This is a genomic window from Micromonospora sp. C97 (genome assembly GCF_018070385.1).
GTDB lineage: Bacteria > Actinomycetota > Actinomycetes > Mycobacteriales > Micromonosporaceae > Micromonospora > Micromonospora parva.
On the sequence record NZ_JAGPXU010000002.1, the window covers coordinates 414729 to 435136 of the forward strand.

Here is a 20408-nt window from a genome sequence, read left to right on the forward strand (position 1 = left end):
GCCCCGCTACGACGTGATGTCCTTTCGGGTGAACCGCCAGAACGCCAATCCCCAGAACAACGTCGCGTAGCTGATCGCCGAGATGCAGCCGCGCACCACGTCGTCGGTCTGCACCGGAGTCGACAGCAGCCCCAGCCAGGCGGTGCTGAAGTGGGTGGGCAGGAAGTCACGCAACGCGCCCAGGGCGGTGATCTGGTCCAGGATGCTCGACAGGATCCAGAGCAGCACCGCACCACCCACCGCGCCCAGCGCGGCGTCCGTGGTCACCGACAGCAGGAACGCCAGGCCGGCCACCACCAGCAGGACGATCGCCAGGTAACCCAGCACGGCCAGCAACCGGAGCAACCCCTCGGTGGGTTCCAGCTCGGCGGCGACGGTGCTGCGCAGCGGCGACCACCCGTAGCGCAGGGTGCCGGCCAGCAACGCGGTGCCGGCCAACAGCAGCAGGGCAAGTCCCGAGTACGCGAGCGCGACCACCAGCTTCACCGTCAGCAACCGCGCCCGGGGCACCGGGATCGCCAACAGATACCGCAGGCTGCCCCAGCTCGCCTCGCTGGCCACCGTGTCGCCGCAGAACAGCGCGACGACCACCACCAGCAGGAACGACGCCGACACAAAGATCGAGAACAGGGTGAAGTTGAGCCCACCCGTGGTGGCCAGGTCGACCAGGCTGGAGAACTCGTTGCGCCCGTTGTCGTCGTCGCCACCCGAGTTGAACTGGAACGCGATCAGGATGATCAGCGGCAGCAGCACCATGAACCCGAGCGCCAGCTGGGTCCGCCGTCGGGATGCCTGCCGGCGGAACTCCGCCTTGAACGGCATCGTGGCCGACGGCCGGTAGCCGCGTGCCTCACCTGCGTCGACAACTGCCATCACCGGTCACCGCTTCCCCGAGAGTTGTCGCCCACCAGGGCGAGGAACGCGTCCTCCAGGCGCCGCCGGGGCACCACCCGGTCCACCCCGATGCCGGCGCGTACCAGCTCGGCCACCACCTCGCTGCGGGCCGTGCCGTTGGTGTCGACCACCAACTGGCCGTCGCTCTCCGGCAACACCCGCACGCCGTGCAGCCGGTCCAGCACCGCCCGCGCCGCCACCGGGTCGGTGACGTCGAAGAGCACGCTCGGCGACTCGCCCACGATCTCCTCCACCGGTCCGGACGCCACGATCCGGCCCTTGTTCACCACCACCGCGTGGGTGCACGTCTGCTCCACCTCGGCCAGCAGATGGCTGGAGACCAGCACCGCCCGGCCGTCCGTGGCGTACCGCTGCAGCACCCGGCGCATCTCGGCGATCTGCGGCGGGTCGAGCCCGTCGGTCGGCTCGTCCAGCACCAGCAACTCGGGGAGGCCGAGCATGGCCTGGGCGATGGCCAGACGCTGACGCATCCCGTGGCTGTAGTTCTTGATCTTCCGGTGCACGGAGTCACCCAGCCCGGCGATCTCCAGCGCCGCGTCGAACTGGGCGTCCTCCCACGGCCGCCCGGTGGCCCGCCAGTACGCCTTCAGGTTGTCCAGGCCCGACAGGTGCGGCAGGAAGCCCGGCCCCTCCACCAGCGCCCCGATCCGGGACAGCACCGGCGAGCCGGGCACCAACCGCCGACCGAAGACGTAGATCTCCCCGGCGGTCGGCTGGGTCAGCCCCATCAGCACCCGCAGGGTGGTGGTCTTGCCGGCACCGTTCGGCCCGAGCAGACCCACCACCTGACCCGGGTGCACCTCGAAGTCCACGTTCGACACCGCGACGAAGCCGTCCGCGTACTCCTTGCGCAGTGCGCGCACGGCCAGCGGGGTGTCCGCGTACTCCGGATGCACGGAGCGGTCCTGGCGGCGGTGCCGGCGGCGGACCACCGCGACGACCACGACGAGCCCGATCACGATGGCGGCGAGCAGGCCGGCGAGCACCCAACGCCAGACCGTGGCCGCGGTGGGGATCGGCTCGCCGGCGACAGTGGGCAGGCTGACGGGGCCGTCCGCGGCCACCGTGTAGACGGTGGGTTCGGCGGGGGTGGTGTACGCCTGGTCGGAGCTGGCCACCACCAGCCGCAGCCGATGCCCGGCCTCCACCCGGCGGACGATCGCGGGCAGCGTGACGGTGACCGGGCGGGCGTCCTGCGCCCGCTGCGGCAGGCCGGTCAGCCGGATCGGGGCGACCAGGCCGTTCGGCAGGGTGGCCGCGCCGTCCTTGTCCACGTCGTAGAGCTTCACGAAGAGCACCGCCTCGCCGGTGGGCGACGCCGCCCGCACCGTGACGGTGGGCGCACCGGCCACGTCGACCGCCTCGGTCAGCGGGGCCGACTCGAACCGGGCGTGCTGGCCGGGCACGTCGCTGGCCACCCCGTCCAGCAGCGAGGTGAGCCCGCCCGCGAACGGGATCGAGGAGATGGCGGCCGGGTTGCCGTTCGGCGGGTTCGCGATCGGCTGCGCCGGGCCGGTGACAGTCACCTCCCGGCGGTCGGTGCCGGCCAGGCCCGGGTAGTCGGCGCGGCGGAAACCGGTGGCGACGAGGCCCCGGTCGAGCGCGTCGAAGCCGGCGATCCGCGACCAGGTGAAGTCGTCGCCGGGCGCGTCCCCCTCGCCCTTGACGTAGTGGTCGAGCCACTGGACGGTCAGGAACTTCACCCGGTCCGAGTCCGAGCGGGGGCCGGCTCCGCCGTCGTGGCCGCCGGTGAACCAGGCGACCCGCACCGGGGTGCCGGCGGCGGCGATGCCCTTCGCGTTCGCGTCGGCCTCGCCGAGCGGGAAGAGCGTGTCAGCCTCGCCCTGCACCAGCAGGGTGGGGGCCTTGATCCGGTCCAGCACGCCGGCCGGGCTGGAGCGGCGCAGCAGGTCCACGGCGGCCTGGTCGGCCTGACCGGTGGTGGCGATCCGCAGGTACGCGGCGCACACGTCGGCGGCGAACCGACCGCAGGACGGGTCGGCGGCACCGGTTGGGGCACCACCGGGGGCGGTACCCGGGCCGGCACCCGGCCCGGGGCTGGGCGGGCCGGCCGACTCCGGTGCGCCCTGCGGCGCGGCGGCGGTCCCGCCGGAGAGCCCCGCCGGGCCGGAGCCCACGTTGCCGCCCCCGCCGAAGAAGAGGCCGGCCCAACCCTTCTTGAACACGCCCTCGGTTGGCGCCCCGCCGGTGCTCTCCGGCAGGAACGCCCGGGACAGGTCGTTCCAGGTGATCATGGGGACGATCGCGTCGACCCGCCGGTCCTGGGCGGCCAGCAGCAACGCCAAACCGCCGCCGTACGAGCCGCCGACCACACCGACCTTCGGGTCGCCGGCGGCGTCGGTGCGCACCTCCGGCCGAGCGGCCAGCCAGTCCAGCAGTCGCTCGGCGTCGCGGACCTCGTAGTCGGGGCTGTCCAGGTGGATCTCGCCGCCGCTCCTACCGAACCCGCGCGCGGTCCAGGTGAGCACCGCGTAGCCGCGGCCGGCGAACTCCTCCGCGTCGGAGCGCACCGACTCCTTGGTGCCGCCGAACCCGTGCGCCAACAGCACCGCCGGCACCTTCCGGGCGGATGAGGCGTCGGCCGGCAGGTAGAGAGTGGTGTCCAGGTCCACCGGCTCGTCGCCGGACGGTCCGGAGCGGACGGTGAGCATCGCGCTCTCGGCGCGTACGCCCGACCCTTGTGGCCACACCGCCCAGGTCACGGCGGCGGCCAACAGTACGACGACCACCGCGGCGGCGGTCGCGCGGCGACGGGTGGGCAGGGCACGCCGGAACCACGCGGCCGGCGACGGCGATGTCATGCGGCACACGGTACGGCGCGGAGGCTGAGCGTTGGCTGAGATCCGCCGTACGTCTGTCCGGTTGCCCCGATCGGTGCCGGGTGGGGGTGCGAGCGCGCAACGTCCGACGCGGCACAGCGAGTTGAGTTCGGATTTCGTGAATTCCGATCTTCCGCGGATATCCACCTCGATCCCTCCATGTCACACACACAGCTGACACAGAGCGTGCTGGCAACGCGGACAAATGGTGACATGACTCGAACTGACGCGAACCTGACTCGTTCAGTCGGGTCTGACCAGTCGGGGGTTCGATTAGTTTTCCGGTCCGGTGGACGGGACTTGTCGGGCTAGCCCGACGCCGCCCCGATTCGCGCCCACGCCGGAGGAGACACACATGACAGTCCCCGCGCCGCGGGCCCGTCGACGGCCGTCCATGCTGGGCCGACTGTTGCCCCTGCTGCTCATCGGAGCACTGTTGGCACCGTTGGGCCTGCTCGCCACCTCGAACTGGGGGCGGATCACCGACGATCGGGACTTCGCCGCCCGGGAACGGCTCGGCGTGCAGTACCTCACCGCGCTGGCGGCGGTCACCGACGCCCTCGTGGAGGCCCAGTCCAACGCGGTCAACGGCCGCCCCGCGGCACGCGAGGCGTTGGACAACGCGGTCGAGGAGGCCGCCGCGGTGGACGCCCGGATCGGCGGGGAACTGCTCAGCCAGGAACGCTGGGCCGGCGTACGGGCCAAGTTGGAGGCACTGCGCGGCCGCAGCGCCACCGACCCGGAGGCCGCCTACACCGCCTACGGCGAGGTCGCCGACCTGCTGCTGGCCCTGCACCGGAAGGTCCGGGAAAGCTCCGGGCTGGTCCGCGACCCCGAGGCGGACTCGTTCTTCCTCCAGGACAGCGCCGGCGAGGAGCTGCCCGAGGCGGTGGTCGCCGCCGGTCGGCTCGCCGACCTCGGCGTGCTGGTCTCCCGCCGGCCGGCCGCCCAGCAGCCGCGCGGCCTGATGGAGCTCAGCGGCGTCCGGGTGTCCGCCCTGACACCCGCCACCGACCTCGTCGACAACCTGCGCTCGGCCGTGGACGGCTCGGAGAGCACCGACCTCGGCGCCAACGTGCTCACCCCGTTGGACACCTACCAGCGGTCGGTGGAGGCGCTTGCCGGGTACTCCCTGCCGGACAAGGACAGCGGCGTGGTCAGCCCGGGTCAGTTGAGTGCCGCCGCGCTCAACTCGCACCGCTCGGCCCGCCAACTTCAGCCGGTCATCCTCACCGAGCTGGACGCCCTGCTGGTCGAGCGCATCGACCGGCTCAACCGGGACCGCTGGCTGACCGCCGGGGCGGCGGTCGTCGCCGCGCTGTTGCTGGGCTGGCTCGCCGCGTTGCAGGTCGCCGCCGGCCGCCGGGCCCGGCGTCGGGCCGCCCTGGCCGCGACCCACGCCGAAGGCGCCGACACCCCGCCGCACCGCGACCCCTGGCAACCGCTTGCCGACGAGTCGCGGGCGCTGCAACCGGTCGGCGCGGCCCGTGATCCGGAGAGCACACAGTGGGGGGCGTTCGATGCTCAGTAGGCTCCGGATCCGCGGCAAGCTCGCACTGCTCGTGGTGATTCCGCTGCTCAGCATGGTCGGCCTGGCCGTGCCGGTGATGCTCGACCGGGTCGCCGCGGCACAGCGGGCCGGCGACACCGCCGAACGGGTCCGGCTCGCCAGCCGGGTCGGCAGCCTGGTCCAGGATCTCCAGCAGGAACGCATCCTCTCCGTCGGCCTCCTGCTCGGCCGGGTCGAACGCAGCGAGCTGATCCGTAAGTCCGCCGACGTGGACGACCGGGTGGCCGACCTCCGGGCGGCGCGGAGCGACGCGCTGACCGACGAGGTCGACAGCGCCCTCGACCGGGTGTCCAGCCTCATCGACCTGCGGACCGCCGTCCTGGCCAGGGCCGCCAACCCCGGTCAGGTGATGGACACGTTCGGCCCGGTCAACAAGGGCATCATCGAGTCACTGCGGCTGGTGTTCGGGGTGGACACCGACACGTTGCCGGGCCGGCAGGTGCTCGCCCTCGACGGGCTGCTGCGCGCCGACGAGGGGCTGGGTGCCTGCGCCACCCTGAGCCTGCTGGTCAAGGCGATCGGCACCCCGGACACCACCGCCGGGTACGTGGCGTGCATCGCCGCGCTCCAGGTCGACAACTCGCGTTTCCGCAGCCTGATCACGCCCGAGCAGCTCACGGTGTCCCAGCTCAACGACGCCGCGGTGGCCGCGCGTACCAGCCCCGACTTCCTGGTCAGAAGTGCCCGGGATCCGGCCGCCGCGGTTCGCGACGTGCCGATGGAGGCGCTCTTCCCGGCCGTCCGCACGATGATCCGGCTCGGTCAGTTCGTCGAGAAGAAGCTGGTCGCTGACGTGCTCGCCGAGGTGACCGCCGAGCAGCGGCGGGCGCTGACCGCCGCCTACCTGGTCGGTGCCCTGGCGGCGTTGATCCTCACGCTGGTGGTGCTGCTCAGCGTGGCGGTGGCGCGGACGGTGGCCCGACCGCTGACCCGACTCACCCGCTCGGCCGACCGGGTCGCCCGGGTCGCCGAGGAGGAGCTGGTCCGGGTCACCGACGACGAGACGGAGAAACATCAGTCGGTCCGGCTGGAGCCGGTGGACATCCGCGCCAACGACGAGATCGGCGACCTGGCGCGGGCCTTCGACCGGGTGCAGAACACCGCGGCGCAGCTGGTCGAGCGGCAGGTCGCCGGCCGACGCAACGTGGCGCAGATGTTCGGCCACGTGGGGAGGCGTACCCAGAACCTGGTGGGTCGGCAGATCGCGCTGATCGACCGGCTGGAGCAGCAGGAGGCCGACCCCGGCCGCCTGGAGCACCTGTACCGACTCGACCACATCTCCAGCCGGTTGCGGCGCAACGCCGGCAGCCTCGTGGTGCTCTCCGGCTCGGCCGGGGCCGACGCGCACACCGCGCCGGTGCCGCTGGCCGACGTGGTCCGGTTGGCGCTCGGCGAGATCGAGGACTACACCCGGGTGGATGTGCAGGTGCCGGCGGGCGTCTCGGCCGCGCCGGCAGTGGTCGGTGACCTCGTCCTGGCGCTGGCCGAGCTGATGGAGAACGCCACCGTCTTCTCCCCGCCGCACACCCGGGTGCTGGTCAGCGCCGAGACGTCCGGCCTCGGTGCGCGGCTCACAGTGGTGGACCACGGCATCGGCATGAGCGAGCAACGGCTGGCTGAGGAGAACGCCCGGTTCACCCGCCGGGAGCGGCTCGACCTGGCCCCGACCGAGGTGCTCGGCCTCTTCGTGGTGGGCCGGTTGGCCCGTCGGCACGGCTGGCAGGTCGCCCTGGCCGCCACGGGCGGCGGTGGGGTGACAGCACAGCTGGAGATCCCGTCGGCGTCGCTGGTGCTGCGCCGCGCCGACCGCGCCGGGGCCGCCGTGGCCCGCGCCGCGGTGCCGAATCGGGATCGGCGTACCACTGCGACCCGCGATCCCGAGAAGCCCCGCACGGCGGCCGTCGCCGTACCGGCCCGTTTCGACTCGGACCTGCTCAGTCGGGCCACCCGCAGCCTGGACGCCGGCCCGTCCTGGAACGCGTTCGGTCGGGGCCAGCCGGAGGAGACCGTTGCCGAACCCCAGAGCCCGGAGCAGGCGGACAAGCCGGCCACGCCACGGGTACGGCAGCGGGTGCCGGGGGCCACTCTGCACACCACCGCTGCGACGACCCGGCCGGTGGACGCCACCGGGGCGGACCCGGCCGCCGCCCGCGCGCTGGTCGAGGCCTTCCAAGCCGGTGTACGCCGTGCCGAACTGCACGGGGCACCCGCCCCCGACGGTGCGTCGGCGCGGACGACCAGCGACCCGTCGGCCCGGGCCGGGGCGGCCGTGGTGGACCCGGACACGACAGCGGACCTGCCCAGCACACCGGGAGGCGCCGGCCCCACGGTGCCCGGCGGTGACGGTTCGACAGATGCCGCCGCGGGGCGGCCCCGGTTGAGCCGACGGGTACCGGGGGCGAACCTCACGGCCGTCCCGGCCTGCCAACCGCCCAGTACCCACCTCGGCGACCCGGCCGAGGTCCGCGACCTCATCAGCGAGTTCGAGGCGGGCGTCGCCCGCGCTCTCCGCGAAGTCAGCCCCGACCACCGGAACGAAGAAGGATCATCACGGTGACCAGCCCCTTCCTGCACGAAAACGTCGACCAGACCCAACCCAGCGCCAGTGGGGACCTCAGCCCGGAGGCCCGGACGTTCAACTGGCTGCTGGACTCCTTCACCTCCAGCACCGCCGGGGTCCTGGAGGCGATCGCGGTCTCCTCGGACGGTCTGCTGATGGCCATGTCGGCGATCAAGGACCGGTCCAACGCGGAACGGCTGGCCGCCGTCGTGTCCGGGATGACCAGCCTCGCCGGTGGGGCCGCCAGTTGGTACGCGCTCGGCGGCTTGAACCGGGTGATCGTCGACATGGCCGACGGCTATCTGTTGATCAGCGCGATCAGCAGCGGTTCCGTGCTCGGGGTGGTCGCCGACCGGTCGGCGAACCTGGGCACCGTCGCGTACGAGATGACGCTCTTCGCCGGGCGGGCCGGTGGCGCCCTGACCCCGCGACTGATCGTCGAGTTGAAGAACGCCGTTCAGCAGTGACCCCCGACGTCGCCGGCGAGGATCCGGATCCGGAACCCAGGGTTCGGATCCGCCCGTACCTGCGCACGCCACCATCGCTCGGCGACGGCGCGGCGGCGACACCGGGGCGGCCGGAGCCGGCCGGGGACCAGCCGGCCGGTCCCCGGCCGTTCGTGCTCACCGCCGGGCGGGTGGCGGGTGCCGACCCGGCGATCGGGCTGGAGACCCAGGTGACCATTCGCATGGACAGCCCCGGGTGGGGCGGCCCGACCGGGGCCCTGCTGGCACCGGAACTTCAGACGATCATCGCGTTGTGCGTCGAGCCGATCTCGGTGGCCGAGATCTCGGCCCGCGCCCGACTGCACTTCGGCGTGGTCCGGGTCCTGGTCGGCGACCTGCGCGCCGCCGGGCACCTGGACGTGCACGTCACCGACACCGACGACGCTGTCGACCCCGATCTCATCCTGCGAGTGATTGATGGACTCCGTGCGATCTCCTGAATGGCCGGCCGCCCCGCTCGGCGGGGTCGCCGCGAACAGCGCCACCGCGCGTTACGGCATGTCTTCGGGCACCGGGCCGATAGTCGGTCGGGCCGGGCCACCGCCGACCGCACCGCCGCCGTACCGGCCCTCCTCGGAGCAGGGGTCGGTGCCGCCTCCGGTCGGTAGGCCGGCCGCACCGCCGATCCCGGTCAAGATCCTGATCGCCGGCGGGTTCGGGGTGGGTAAGACCACCACCGTGGGGGCCATCTCGGAGATCGCGCCGCTGACCACCGAGGCCGAGATGACGAGCGCCGGGATCGGCGTGGACGACCCGGGTGTCCGGTCCACCAAGACCACCACCACGGTGGCGATGGACTTCGGCTGCGTGACGATCGACCGCAGCCTGAAGCTCTACCTGTTCGGCACGCCGGGGCAGACCCGGTTCGGTTTCATGTGGGACGACCTGGCGCGGGGAGCACTCGGCGCGCTGGTGGTGGTGGACAGCGCACGGCTGGACGACTGTTACCCCGCCATCGACTTCTTCGAGCGGGCCGGGCTGCCGTTCGTCGTCGGGGTCAACGCCTTCGACGGGCGGCTGGCCCTGGAGCTGGGTGAGATCCGTTGGGCGTTGGCCATCGGCGATCATGTACCTCTGGTGCAGTTCGATGCCCGCGACCGACTCTCGGTGCGGGACGCCCTCCTGGTCGTCCTGGACCGCGCGCTGGACCGTGCTACCCGGGAGAGGAAGGCCTGAGCTGGTCAGCTCCGGCCGTGGCGGGAAGAGGTGATCTGGTGAGGGGCGACCTGGACGAGACGCTGGCCCGGCTGGCCCGACGTGAGGAGGCGTCGCGCCGTCGGGCCGCCGACCGTGACGACACCACCGCACCGTCGAGCCCGCCCGGCAGCGGCACCCGCAACACCTCGGGCCGGCACGACCCGCGGCACGCGGGGGTGGAGGCCCCGAGCGACGTGGCCGGATGGGGACCGGTCGAGGAGGTGGCCGAGGCGGTCCGTCAGGTCGTCGGGGCCCACCCCGGGCTGGCGGTCACAGTGCAGGTGGAGCACGGCGGGCGGGCGTACCCGATGCGGGTCTCCTGGAACGGGCCCGCGGTCACGGTCGGACCGGTCCCCGCACCGACCCCGGTGGAACCCCCGCCGGCCTGGCCGCTCTCCGGGCGGACGGTGCCCGCCTGGGCGCCCGGCCCGGACGGGTTGAGCCCGGACCCGGCGGCCCGGTTGGCCGAGCTGATCCGGCGCGATCCGACGCTGCTGGACGAGCTGGATCCGCGGCGCTGACCGACGGGGTTGGCCGCGGGCGGCTACGGTCGGGCGGTGGCGCAACCCGACCTGACCCTGACGGCGAGCCTGCGACCGGCGGCGCTGGACGCCCGACGGGGCATCGTGCGGCTGCACCCGGAGGCGCTGACCGCGCTGGGGCTGCGCCCCGGCGACCCGGTCCGCCTCGCCGGCCGCCGGGAGACGGCCGGCATCGCGGCGGCTGCCGGGCCGGGCGCGAGCAGCGCTCTGCTGTACGCCGACGACCTGACGTTGGGCAACCTGGGTCTGCGCGACGGCGGTCAGGTGCGGGTGAGCCCGGTGCCGTTGGTCCCGGCGAGCCGGGTCGTCCTGGCCGGGCCGGCGGGGGTGGTCGCGGCGGTCAGCCCGGAGATGCTCCGGCTCGCGCTGCTGGGCAAGGTGCTCACCGTCGGGGACGACGTGTCGCTGCTGCCGCAGGACGTGCTGCCGGACGCCTCGGTCCGCAGCCTGGTCGAGGCGGCGCGGCACAGCCTCGCCAACACCGTGGGCTTCGCCTGGACCAGCACCCTGCTCACCGTGGTCGCTGTCGAGCCGGCGGCCGGCGCGCTGGTCACCATGGGCACGTCCGTCGGTTGGCAGCACGGCGCGAGCACCCACGGCGGGCCTGCTCCGGGCGGCGCGGCGCCGGCCCGGCCGGGTGCGAGCGCCGACGCCGTTGCGCCGGACGACGCACCGGACGTGGACGAGTTGCCCGGGCTGCGGGCCCAGGCCGAGGAGCTGACCGAGCTGCTGGACCTCGGCTTCCACCACCGGGAGGTGTTGGGCCGCCTCGGCACCACCGTCTCGCTGGGGGTGCTGCTGGTCGGTCCGGCGGGTTCCGGGAAGGCGGCGCTGGTCCGCGCCGTGGCCGCCCGGGTCGGTGCCCGCGTGCACCCGCTCTGGGCCCCGGAGGTGGCGGCGCTGGCCAGTCAGGCCGCCGCCGAGCGGTTGCGGGACGCGGCGACGGCGGCCCGAGCCGGCGGCCCGGCGGTGCTGCTGGTCACCGACGTCGAGGCGCTCGCACCCGCTGACGATCCCGGCCCGGTGGCGACGGTGTTCCGTCAGGTGCTCGCCGAGAGTGTCCGCGCGGGCGTCGCAGTGGTCTGCACCAGCAGCCGACCGGAGGCGGTCGACCCGGTACTGCGCGCGCCCGACCTGCTGTCGCTGCGGATCAGCGTCCCGCTTCCGGATCAGGCGCTGCGCCGCGAACAGCTCACCGTGCTGACCCGGCAGGTGCCGTTGGCCGACGACGTCCGGCTGGACGACGTGGCCGCGCGTACCCCCGGGTTCGTCGCGGCGGACCTGGCCGCACTGGTCCGGGAGGCCGGGGTACGCGCGGCGCTGCGGCAGAAGTCCGCCGAGACGCCGACGGTGTCGATGGCGGACTTCACCGCCGCCCGGGAGGTGGTGCGGCCGACCACGATGGCGTCCTCCACCCTGGATCTGGCGTCGGTGACCCTGGACGACGTGGGTGGGCTGGAGGAGGTCAAGCAGACCCTGACCGAATCGGTGCTCTGGCCGCTCACCTACCCGGACACCTTCGCCCGGCTCGGCGTGCAGCCGCCGCGCGGTGTGCTGCTCTACGGGCCGCCGGGCTGCGGCAAGACCTACCTGGTCACCGCGCTGGCCGGGTCGGGGCGGGCCAACGTGCTGTCGGTCAAGGGCGCCGAACTGCTCTCCAAGTGGGTCGGCGAGAGCGAACGCGCGGTCCGGGAGCTGTTCCGTCGAGCCCGGGAGGCAGCTCCCACCCTGATCTTCCTGGACGAGGTGGACGCGCTGGCCCCGGTACGCGGTCAGGCCACCGACGGCGGCACCACCGACCGGGTGGTCGCCGCCCTGCTCACCGAGTTGGACGGGATCGAGACGCTGCGCAACGTGGTGGTGGTCGGCGCGACGAACCGGCCGGACCTGGTCGACCCGGCGCTGCTGCGGCCGGGCCGGTTGGAACGGTTGGTCTACGTGCCACCGCCCGACGGGCCGGCCCGGGCGGAGATCCTGCGGGCCGCGTCCCGGCAGGTGCCGCTGGCACCGGACGTCGACCTGGCCGCCCTGGGCGACGAGCTGACCGGTTTCTCGGCAGCGGACTGCGCGGCGCTGGTCCGCGAGGCGGCGTTGGCCGCGATGCGCGAGTCGCTCGCCGCTGCCACCGTCACGGCCGAGCACGTGTCGGCGGCCCGGTCCCGGGTACGCCCGTCGCTGGACCCGGCCCAGGTGGCCTGGCTGGCCGCGTACGCCGCCAACCGGGAGTGATCAGACCAGCACAACCTTTTGTCGCGCCCCGAACGTTCCTAGTACGTCACATTCCTCAGTGGAGTCATCCACTGCGACGTCAGGTGGTGTTCGGTGCGCAAGCGGCTCTCTCTTCTCCTCGTCCCCCTCGTGGCGGCGGCGACGCTGGTCTCGGTCGGCGCACCGGCGACGGCTCATCCGGCGAAGCCGTTCCCGGCCCGGATCGCGCTGCCGGACGGGTTCACCCCGGAAGGGTTGACGATCGGCCGGGGCACCACCGTCTACGTGGGTTCCGTCCTGGATGGTGCCGTCTGGCGGGGTGACTTACGCACCGGACGCGGCTCGGTGCTGATCCCCGGCACCCCGGGCACCGCCAAGGCGGGCATCAAGCTCGACGCGAAGGGGCGGCTCTGGAGCGCCGACTTCTTCGGCGGTGGGGCCAGCGTGTACGACCCGGGCAGCGGCGCCCGGCTGGCCCACTACCAGTTCACCACCGACGCCAACACCCTGGTCAACGACATGGTGATCACCGAGCGGGCGATCTACTTCACCGACTCCGTCCGCCCGGTGCTGTACGTGGTGCCGCTGGGCCCCGGTGGTCGACTGCCGGCCCCGGACGCGTTCCGGGTGCTGCCACTCACCGGTCCGGGCGCGACGCCGGACGCGTTCAACAACGGGATCGTGGCACTGCCGAACGGGGACCTGCTGGTCGCGCAGATGCTGACCGGGCAGCTGGTCCGCGTCGACCCGCGTACCGGCGGCAGCGCCCTGTTCGACCTGGGCGGCTACTCGGTGGACCGGGCCGACGGGCTGGTGCTGCGCGGACGCACCCTGCACGTGATCCGCAACCTGTCCAACGTCGTCGCGGTGGTCCGGCTGAACGCCGGGTACACCTCCGGGGTGGTGCAGCGGGAGATTACCGGCCCGCAGCTGCGGTCCCCGGCCACCGGCGACCTGCTCGGCTCGGCGTTGTACGTGGTGAACGGCCGCTTCGACGTGGAGTCGACGCCGAGCACCGACTACGACATCGTCCGGCTGCCGGCCTGAGCCGGGGCGGCCGGCGGCGGCCCTGCGGTCACCGCCGGCCCAACGGCAGCTCAGAAGGTGGGCGGCGTCGAATCGAGGCAGATCTGGGCGCGGATCTTGCCGTCGTCCTCGTGCAGCTTCGCGCCGCACTTCTCCAGGACGGCGACCGCACCGATGTTGTCCGGGGTGGTCTCGGCGACCACCACCCGCATGCCGGCCCGAGCGGCGGCGTTCAGCAACTCCCGCAGGGCTGCCGCACCGATCCCCTGCCCGCGTGCCGAGCGGCCGAGCCACATCCCGGTCTCCACAGTGCCGGGCTCGTCACAGCGCGTCATCCGCACCATGCCCATCACCTCGCCGCCGACGAGGATGGCGTACATCTGTGAACGGGTCGGGCCGTCCAGTCCGCCGAAGCTGGCTCGGTGGAACTCCCGGAACGCCTCGCGACGGGCGAGTGACCAGCCGGCGGGCGCTTCGACCGGGGGCATGACGTCGCCGGGCTCCGCCTCGGCCGCCGCTACGGAGAGCAACGGCTCCAGGTTTCGCTCGTCCACCGGCTCCAGCCGGACCGCACCCGCCACGTGCCGCAGTCTGCCGCCCTCATCGGCCGAAGTCCACCCCATTGGCCATCCACTGGCGGTCCGGACAGCGGTACCGGCCGGTCGGGCGGTATGGGTGTTCCGCATCACGCTCTGTTGTCACCCGACCGGGTGTCTAACGCGCGAACCGCCTACCCGAACTCGCAGAACACCACCGACGCGTCGTCGGTGGACTTGTGCCGGCGCAGTCGGTCGGGGTGGTCGCGCTCGGCGTCCCGCACCCGGTCGATCAACGCGCCCGGACCGTCGACGCTCAGCAGGTCCAGCAGACCGGCCCAGTCGGTCAGACCGAACTGCTCCACCGCGCTGGACGCCCCGTCGCTGAGCAACGCCGCCCGACGCAGCGCCCCCGGACCGTACCGGGGTGCGGTCCCGGTCACCGCGTGGAAGGCCGCGTCCGGGTCGGCGGCGGCCACCCAGTAGCCGTGGGTGCGGTTCATCCGCTCCCGCTGGACGCTCACCGCGTGCCGGAACCGGGTGACCGGGTCCGCCGCGCCGCCCGGCACGATCGCCACGGTCTCCCGCAGCTCCGTCATCGCCGCGTCCAGCCGGTTGTCGGTGACCACGCTGACCTGCCCGCCCGCGTCGAGGACCAGCGGGCTGTCGCAGAGCACCAGGTAGTCGACCTGGTCGCCGCAGTCCCGCAGGAGGCACACCGTGCTGGACGGGGTGCCCGGATGGTCGAGGTCGCACTGACCGCCGTGGTCGGCGCGCACCGCGAGGATGGCAGCGGCCAGGTTGCTGGTCAGCCGGGCCGCCGGGCGTACCGCCTCGGCGACGCCGATCCGGGCGGCCAGGTGCCGGACGTACCACTCGGGCCCGTGCACGCAGCCGGTGTCGAAGCCGTCCGGCACCGTCGCGCCGTCCAGGACACCGACCAGCGGGCCGAACCGGAAGACCAGATCCTCGTTGACCGGCCGGCCCGGGGCCGGCGCGGACGCGGAGCGTACCCGCATCATCGACGCCGGCCCCGGCACGCCGACCGGGTCAGCGCTGTCGAAGGTCGTCGACGGCCGCATGCGTCTCTCCCTGCACCCGACCGGCGGCCGAACGGCCCTGGTCGCGGACCGCGGACACGCCTTGCTGGGCGCTGGACCGCACCGACTGCGCCGCCTGCTGCGCAGGCTCCCGGAGGTTGTCCTGCATCTGGTGGCCGACCTGGCTCGCCTGCTCACGCAGCTGATCGGAATGTTCACTCACCATGGTCCGCGCTCGTCCGGCGAGTTGCCGCTCACGCCCGCTCGGCGGGATCAACGAGGCGGCCAGCAGACCGACTCCGAAGGCGACCAGGCCGGCTGCCATCGGGTTGCCCTGAGCCTGCTCGCGGGAGTGCTGCCCGAGTGAACGGGTTTCGTCGCGTACCGAGCCGACCGCGTGCGACATCCGCTGGCTGGCCTCCTGCCCGAAGTGGTTCGAGCTGCCCATCATCTTCTCCTTCGCTCGGGTGAACGCCCCGCGGGCCTGCCCGACGCGGTCACCGGCGATCCGACGCGGGTTGACCTTGTCGGTCAACGCGTCGACGTCACTGCTCAACTCGTTGCGGGTGGTCTCGATCTCCCGCCGGATCCGATCCGGATCAGTGGACATGATCTGTTCCTCCCGACTCGTTCACCGGCCCCGCAGGGCGTCCGGCAACTCCCGGGCAGTCTGCTTTGTTCGAGGCAGAACCGCACGTGCCCGCTTCAGCTGGGTCCGGGCGTTGATGAAGAGGCCACCGGCAACGGCGGCCCAGAGCACCGCGACGATCAGCGCCGCCCACCCCTGGTCCATCGTGTTGGACAGCCCCCACCAGAGGGCGTACGACACGAAGAGCACCGCCAGGAACCCGGCCAGTCCGGCGCCGCCGAACATCCCGCCGGCCTTGCCTGCCTGGGCGGCCTCCTCGCGCAGCTCGGCCTTGGCCAGCTCGATCTCCTTGCGCACCAGGGTGGACATGTCCCGGCTCACGTCGCCGATCAGCTCGCCGACCGACGCCTGGGTCCGTTCCTTCTCCGGGGCGCTCACGGTGCCACCCCGCCGGGCAGGTCCCGCGCCGGTTGACCGGCCGGCGAGACGTTCTGCGCCCGGGCCGTGCCCACGTACGGCTGCTGACCGGCGTCCATCGGTGCGCCCTGCGCTGGTGACGGAGCACCGGACGCGCCGCCGCCCTGACCGTTGGCCGAGGTCGGCGCGGTCAGGCCACGGGTGAGCCGCCCGACGAGCAGCCCGGCCACCGCCGCGCCCGCGAGGAACGTCGCCGGATGGCGCCGCGCGTACGTGCGGACCTCGTCGAGCACCTCGCCGGGCTGGCGCTCGTCGAGCCAGCCGGCGGCCTGCTGGGCGGCGTCGGCGGCCCTGCGCACCACCTGACCGGCCAGCCCGGAATCGCCGTCCCGTTCGGCCATCGAACTGAGGTTCTGGCCCAGGTCGCGCAGTCCCGCAGCGGCCCGCCGCTGCTGTGTCTGCGCCTGATCCCGAAGCTGCCCAGTGGCCTCCCCGGTCAACTGCTGGGGCCTGTCGCCGCGCCTCTGCGGCCACCTGCCCGCCCTGCGCAGCGGCGGTGTGGGCGACCTGACCCCCGGCCTGCGCGGCCTGCTGGCCGACCCGCGAGGCCTCCTGTCGCGCCTGCTGTCCGGTACCGCTCTGGTTCGTTGCCGTCATACCCCGCTCCCTTCCTGGGCCCGAGGTCGCGTGCGACCCCGGAACGCCTCCCGCCTACCCGCCAGGTCAGGCGGCATGCGGCTGGGCCGACCGCCGGACGGCGGGCCGCCAACAGCAGGGCCCACGACCGCCGCCGGCGATCTTGCACTTTGAGTCGCGACAAAGGCGTGCAGAAGGCGCGAAACGGCCGCAGAAGGTGCAAGATCGCGGGGCGTTCGGTCAGCGGCGACGGTTGCGGGCGCGCGACGAGCGCAGCCGGCGGAGTCGGCTGATCAGCACGGGGTCGGCGGCGAGGGCGGCGGGATTGTCCAGCAGACCGTTGAGCAGTTGGTAGTAGCGGGTCGACGAGAGCCCGAAGGTGTCCCGGACGGCCTGCTCCTTGGCGCCGGCGTGCCGCCACCACTGCTGCTCGAAGGCGAGGATGGCCCGCTCCCGCTCGGTCAACGCCGCCGCCGGGTCGACGGGCTGGACGTCCACCGGTTCGGCCGGCAACGCCGGATCGTCAGCGGTCTCGACCGGCTCGACCGGCAACGCCGGTTCGTCGGCGGTCTCGATCGCAGGAGCGGGCCGGGGAGTCGGAACGGTCTGGCCGACGCCACCCGGACGAGCGTCGGTGGACGGCTCCGGGGTGGTGGCGTCGGCGGACATTCGCTCAGCCTAGCCAGCCTGGGCCCGGGTCGCAGCAGCCGGCGCGGCGGTGCCGCACGCCCGACGGCCCCCGGCGCGCGCCGGGGGCCGTCGGGGGCCGAACGTCAGGAGATGTCGCGGCGGCGCATCGCCCAGAGCGCCGCCCCGAGGATCACCACCACTCCGACCGAGAGCAGCACGGAGGACTGCTGCCAGGTGATGTCCATCGTGGCCGGCTTGCACTCCCCGTAGTAGGTCGCGTTGCAGGCGTTCCAGTCCTCCAACGTGATCTTCTTGGTCATCCAGGCCAGCGCGTAGGTGGGCAGCAGCCAGGCCTCGGCGAAACGCACTCCCGCCATGTCCAGCAGGATGCCCAGGCCGAACTGGCCGACCACCATCACCGCCACCACGCCACCGAGGGCCATCGCGGTGTGCCGACCCAGCGAGGCGAGGGCGAACCCGATGGTGGTGAACACCACCACCAGCGCGACGCCGCGTACGCCGGTCAGCACGAACGACTGCCAGACCCCCGAGGTCATCTTCTCGGTGCTGCCCCGGAACGTGGCGACCGCCCAGAACCCGGCGAACCACAGCACCGCGGCCGGAAGCGTCACCGCCAGGATGCCGGTGAGCAGCGCGGCCAGCTTGGTGAGCAGTACGGTGAGCCGCTTCGGCCGCCAGAGCAGCAGGTTCATCATGCCGCCGGTGCTCCACTCGGCGCCGACGAAGGACGCGCCGATGACGAACCCGACCAGGGCGAGGATCGCCGCGAACGGGATCAGCGTCTCGTCGAACGTCTCCTTGAAGTTGAACGTCGAGGGCAGGAACCACTTCGCCTCGATCTGGTCCCGAGGCGGCGGCGCGATCATCGAGCAGTCGTCCGGGTAGCGGCCGTCGCTCGGAGTGCCGGCCGCCTTGGCCTGCTCGCAGGCCGCGCGCTCCTGCTCGCTCCAGCGCACCTGCTCCTGGTACTGCTGGTCGGCCTGACGCTCGGCCCGGGCGAGCTGACCGGCGTCGATCTTCTGGTTGGTGAAGAACACCCCGACCACCACCGCGGCCAGCACCACCAGGCCGAGCAGCGTCATGTAACGGGTGAAGCGCCGCTTGCTGAGCCGGCGCAGTTCGGTACGAAAGAGGCTCACGCGCCCCACCCTCCCCCGGCGGGACCGGGCTGAGCCGTCCCGCCGACCTTCATGGACTCGTCGACCTGCCGGTGCTGGCCGGGGACCGGCGCGGTGGCGGTCAGTTCGAGGAAGACGCTCTCCAGGTCGACGGCGATCGGCGCCAACTCGCTGACGTAGAGGTTCTTCTCGGCGAGCAGCCGGGTCACCGACGCCGGCTTGTCGACGCCGGCCAGCATGAGGTGGTCGGGGTGACCGGTGACCCGGATCCCCGCCTGGGTGAGCACGTCGGTGGCGACCGGCAGGTCGCTGACCGCTTCCAGCCGGATCCGCACCGCACCGGACGAGTGCTGCGCGAGCACCTCGTCGACAGGGCCGAACGCGACCCGCCGGCCCAGCGAGATGATGGTGACCGAGTCACAGATCAGCTGGATCTCACCGAGGATGTGGCTGGACAGCACCACTGTCATTCCGGACTCGGCGAGGTTACGCATCAGCGTGCGCATCTCCCGGATGCCGCCCGGGTCGAGGCCGTTGGCGGGCTCGTCGAGGATGAGCAGCTTCGGGTTCTTCAGTAGGGCCGAGGCCACCGCGAGCCGCTGCTTCATGCCCAGCGAGTACGTCTTGACCCGCTCGCCGGACCGGTCGCGCAGCCCGACGAGTTCCAGCACCTCGTCGACCCGGGTGGCCGGCACCTCGCCCGCCCCGGCGAGCAGGGAGAGCGTGTCGCGTGCGGTGAAGTGCGGGAAGAACTGCGGGCTCTCCACGATCGCGCCGACCTGGCCGGCGACGGCGGGCAGCGCGTCGGGGACCTCGTGCCCGAGCAGCACCATCCGGCCGCCGTCGGGTCGGATCAGGCCGAGCAGGGTACGCAGCGTGGTGGTCTTGCCGGACCCGTTGGGACCCAGGAAGCCGTGCACCTGCCCCGCGTCGACCCGCATGTCGAAGCCGTCGAGCGCGTTGCGGGTGCCGCGTCGACGACTCTTGTACGTCTTACGTAGACCTTCGATCTCCAGGACAGCTGGCAAGCTGCACCTCCCCCGATGGGTGGGCGTGACAGCCGACACCATACGCGGTATGCAGGGCCACGCAATACGCGGTATGCATTGACGCGCCGATCAGGTTATTTCATTGACGGAGCGTGACCGGTCAGGCGCAGATGACCTGCACTCCGGCGGCGCGGAACGCGTCCACGATCTCCGGCGCGGCACCGGAGTCGGTCACCAGCGTCTCCACCCGCTCGACCGGGCAGATCCGGGCGAAGGCGTGACCCCCCAGCTTGGACGAGTCCGCGATGATCACCACGCGCTTGGCGCGGGCCACCATCAGGTTGTTCATCGCCGCCTCCCCCTCGTGGTGGGCGGCGGCGCCGAGCTGCGGGTCGATCGCGTCCACACCGAGCAGGGCGACGTCCAGGGTGACCTCGCGCAGCAACGCCCCACCCAGTGGGCCGACCAGCTCGAACGACTTCGGACGCACCACGCCGCCGGCCACCACCACCTTCATCCGGGATCGGACCAGCAGCTCGTTGGCGATGTTCAGCGCGTTGGTCACCACGGTGAGCTGGGCGCCCTCGGCACTGGTGTTGAGATCCGGCCGGACGGCGAGCGCCCGCGCCACCTCGGTGCTGGTGGTGCCACCGTTCAGGCCGACCACGGTGCCCGGCGTGACGAGCGCCGCGGCGGCCGCCCCGATCCGCTGCTTCTCGGCCGAGTGCTTGGCCGTCTTGTACCGCAGCGGCAGGTCGTACGACACGCCGTTGGCGACCGCGCCGCCCCGGGTCCGCGTGATCATCTGCTGTTGCGCGAGCTGGTCGAAGTCACGCCGGATGGTGGCCTGGGAGACGTCAAGCCGCTCGGCCGCCGCCTCGACGCTGACCCGGCCGTTGTCGGTCAGCATTTCGAGCAGGGCGTTCCATCTGGCGTACCGGTCCACCGCGGGGGCCCTCCCAGCAACTGCACGGACGGTGATTGATTGCGTGCACACTAGTGCGCGAAACTAGGCTGGCGCAAAAGACTGACCTGCGCGATCGACTGGTCGGTTGCCATGGTCACCTG

At 72.8% G+C, this 20408-nt stretch carries 19 protein-coding genes; 8 read left to right on the plus strand and 11 right to left on the minus strand.

What is annotated here, in order from left to right; genetic code table 11:
- Positions 1-6 precede the first annotated feature (6 nt).
- A complete protein-coding gene (locus KBX26_RS05130) occupies positions 7-873 on the minus strand; it encodes an ABC transporter permease (protein WP_051708110.1) in 867 nt (288 codons plus the stop codon).
- On the minus strand, positions 873-3737 hold the full coding sequence (locus KBX26_RS05135; RefSeq protein ID WP_210864824.1) for an alpha/beta fold hydrolase: 2865 nt from the start codon (positions 3735-3737) through the stop codon (positions 873-875). The genes KBX26_RS05130 and KBX26_RS05135 overlap by 1 nt, the downstream gene beginning before the upstream one ends.
- Before the next feature lie 373 nt (positions 3738-4110).
- Between KBX26_RS05135 and KBX26_RS05140 the strand changes: the two genes are divergently transcribed.
- From KBX26_RS05140 to KBX26_RS05175, 8 genes are all read left to right on the plus strand, one after another.
- Positions 4111-5286, plus strand: a complete 1176-nt coding sequence (locus KBX26_RS05140; protein ID WP_210864825.1) for a hypothetical protein — start codon at positions 4111-4113, stop codon at positions 5284-5286.
- On the plus strand, positions 5276-7882 hold the full coding sequence (locus KBX26_RS05145; RefSeq protein WP_210864826.1) for a nitrate- and nitrite sensing domain-containing protein: 2607 nt from the start codon (positions 5276-5278) through the stop codon (positions 7880-7882). Before KBX26_RS05140 ends, KBX26_RS05145 begins: the two co-directional genes overlap by 11 nt.
- A complete protein-coding gene (locus KBX26_RS05150) occupies positions 7879-8352 on the plus strand; it encodes a roadblock/LC7 domain-containing protein (RefSeq protein WP_030327817.1) in 474 nt (157 codons plus the stop codon). Before KBX26_RS05145 ends, KBX26_RS05150 begins: the two co-directional genes overlap by 4 nt.
- On the plus strand, positions 8349-8831 hold the full coding sequence (locus KBX26_RS05155; protein WP_030327818.1) for a DUF742 domain-containing protein: 483 nt from the start codon (positions 8349-8351) through the stop codon (positions 8829-8831). The genes KBX26_RS05150 and KBX26_RS05155 overlap by 4 nt, the downstream gene beginning before the upstream one ends.
- The gene (locus KBX26_RS05160) at positions 8809-9567 is read left to right on the plus strand and encodes an ATP/GTP-binding protein (protein ID WP_209444459.1); all 759 of its coding nucleotides are present in this window, start codon (positions 8809-8811) and stop codon (positions 9565-9567) included. The genes KBX26_RS05155 and KBX26_RS05160 overlap by 23 nt, the downstream gene beginning before the upstream one ends.
- A gap of 38 nt (positions 9568-9605) precedes the next feature.
- Positions 9606-10109: a hypothetical protein gene (locus KBX26_RS05165; RefSeq protein ID WP_030327820.1), complete on the plus strand. Its 504-nt coding sequence runs from the start codon at positions 9606-9608 to the stop codon at positions 10107-10109.
- Positions 10110-10145: 36 nt separating this feature from the next.
- Positions 10146-12359, plus strand: coding sequence for an AAA family ATPase (locus KBX26_RS05170; RefSeq protein ID WP_030327821.1), 2214 nt, complete (start codon positions 10146-10148; stop codon positions 12357-12359).
- Between the two features lie 93 nt (positions 12360-12452).
- Entirely contained in the window at positions 12453-13385 is a 933-nt protein-coding gene (locus tag KBX26_RS05175; RefSeq protein ID WP_156057235.1) for a superoxide dismutase, read from the plus strand.
- A gap of 50 nt (positions 13386-13435) precedes the next feature.
- On the opposite strand, the gene KBX26_RS05180 is transcribed toward KBX26_RS05175, so the two are convergent.
- From KBX26_RS05180 to KBX26_RS05220, 9 genes are all read right to left on the minus strand, one after another.
- Positions 13436-13945: a GNAT family N-acetyltransferase gene (locus tag KBX26_RS05180; protein WP_030327823.1), complete on the minus strand. Its 510-nt coding sequence runs from the start codon at positions 13943-13945 to the stop codon at positions 13436-13438.
- A gap of 149 nt (positions 13946-14094) precedes the next feature.
- Complete coding sequence (locus tag KBX26_RS05185) at positions 14095-14982, minus strand: hypothetical protein (RefSeq protein WP_210858068.1); 888 nt, start codon at positions 14980-14982, stop codon at positions 14095-14097.
- Entirely contained in the window at positions 14951-15550 is a 600-nt protein-coding gene (locus tag KBX26_RS05190; RefSeq protein WP_210864827.1) for a DUF3618 domain-containing protein, read from the minus strand. The genes KBX26_RS05185 and KBX26_RS05190 overlap by 32 nt, the downstream gene beginning before the upstream one ends.
- A 21-nt stretch (positions 15551-15571) precedes the next feature.
- Positions 15572-15967, minus strand: coding sequence for a phage holin family protein (locus tag KBX26_RS05195; protein ID WP_210864828.1), 396 nt, complete (start codon positions 15965-15967; stop codon positions 15572-15574).
- A complete protein-coding gene (locus KBX26_RS05200) occupies positions 15964-16347 on the minus strand; it encodes a hypothetical protein (protein ID WP_210864829.1) in 384 nt (127 codons plus the stop codon). The genes KBX26_RS05195 and KBX26_RS05200 overlap by 4 nt, the downstream gene beginning before the upstream one ends.
- Before the next feature lie 475 nt (positions 16348-16822).
- Positions 16823-17251 (minus strand): DUF3263 domain-containing protein, encoded by a 429-nt coding sequence (locus tag KBX26_RS05205; protein ID WP_210858066.1) that lies wholly within the window; start codon positions 17249-17251, stop codon positions 16823-16825.
- Between the two features lie 104 nt (positions 17252-17355).
- On the minus strand, positions 17356-18372 hold the full coding sequence (locus KBX26_RS05210; protein ID WP_210864830.1) for an ABC transporter permease subunit: 1017 nt from the start codon (positions 18370-18372) through the stop codon (positions 17356-17358).
- Positions 18369-19379: an ABC transporter ATP-binding protein gene (locus tag KBX26_RS05215; protein ID WP_036410615.1), complete on the minus strand. Its 1011-nt coding sequence runs from the start codon at positions 19377-19379 to the stop codon at positions 18369-18371. Before KBX26_RS05215 ends, KBX26_RS05210 begins: the two co-directional genes overlap by 4 nt.
- 121 nt (positions 19380-19500) lie before the next feature.
- A complete protein-coding gene (locus tag KBX26_RS05220; protein WP_030327831.1) occupies positions 19501-20286 on the minus strand; it encodes a DeoR/GlpR family DNA-binding transcription regulator in 786 nt (261 codons plus the stop codon).
- Positions 20287-20408 lie beyond the last annotated feature (122 nt).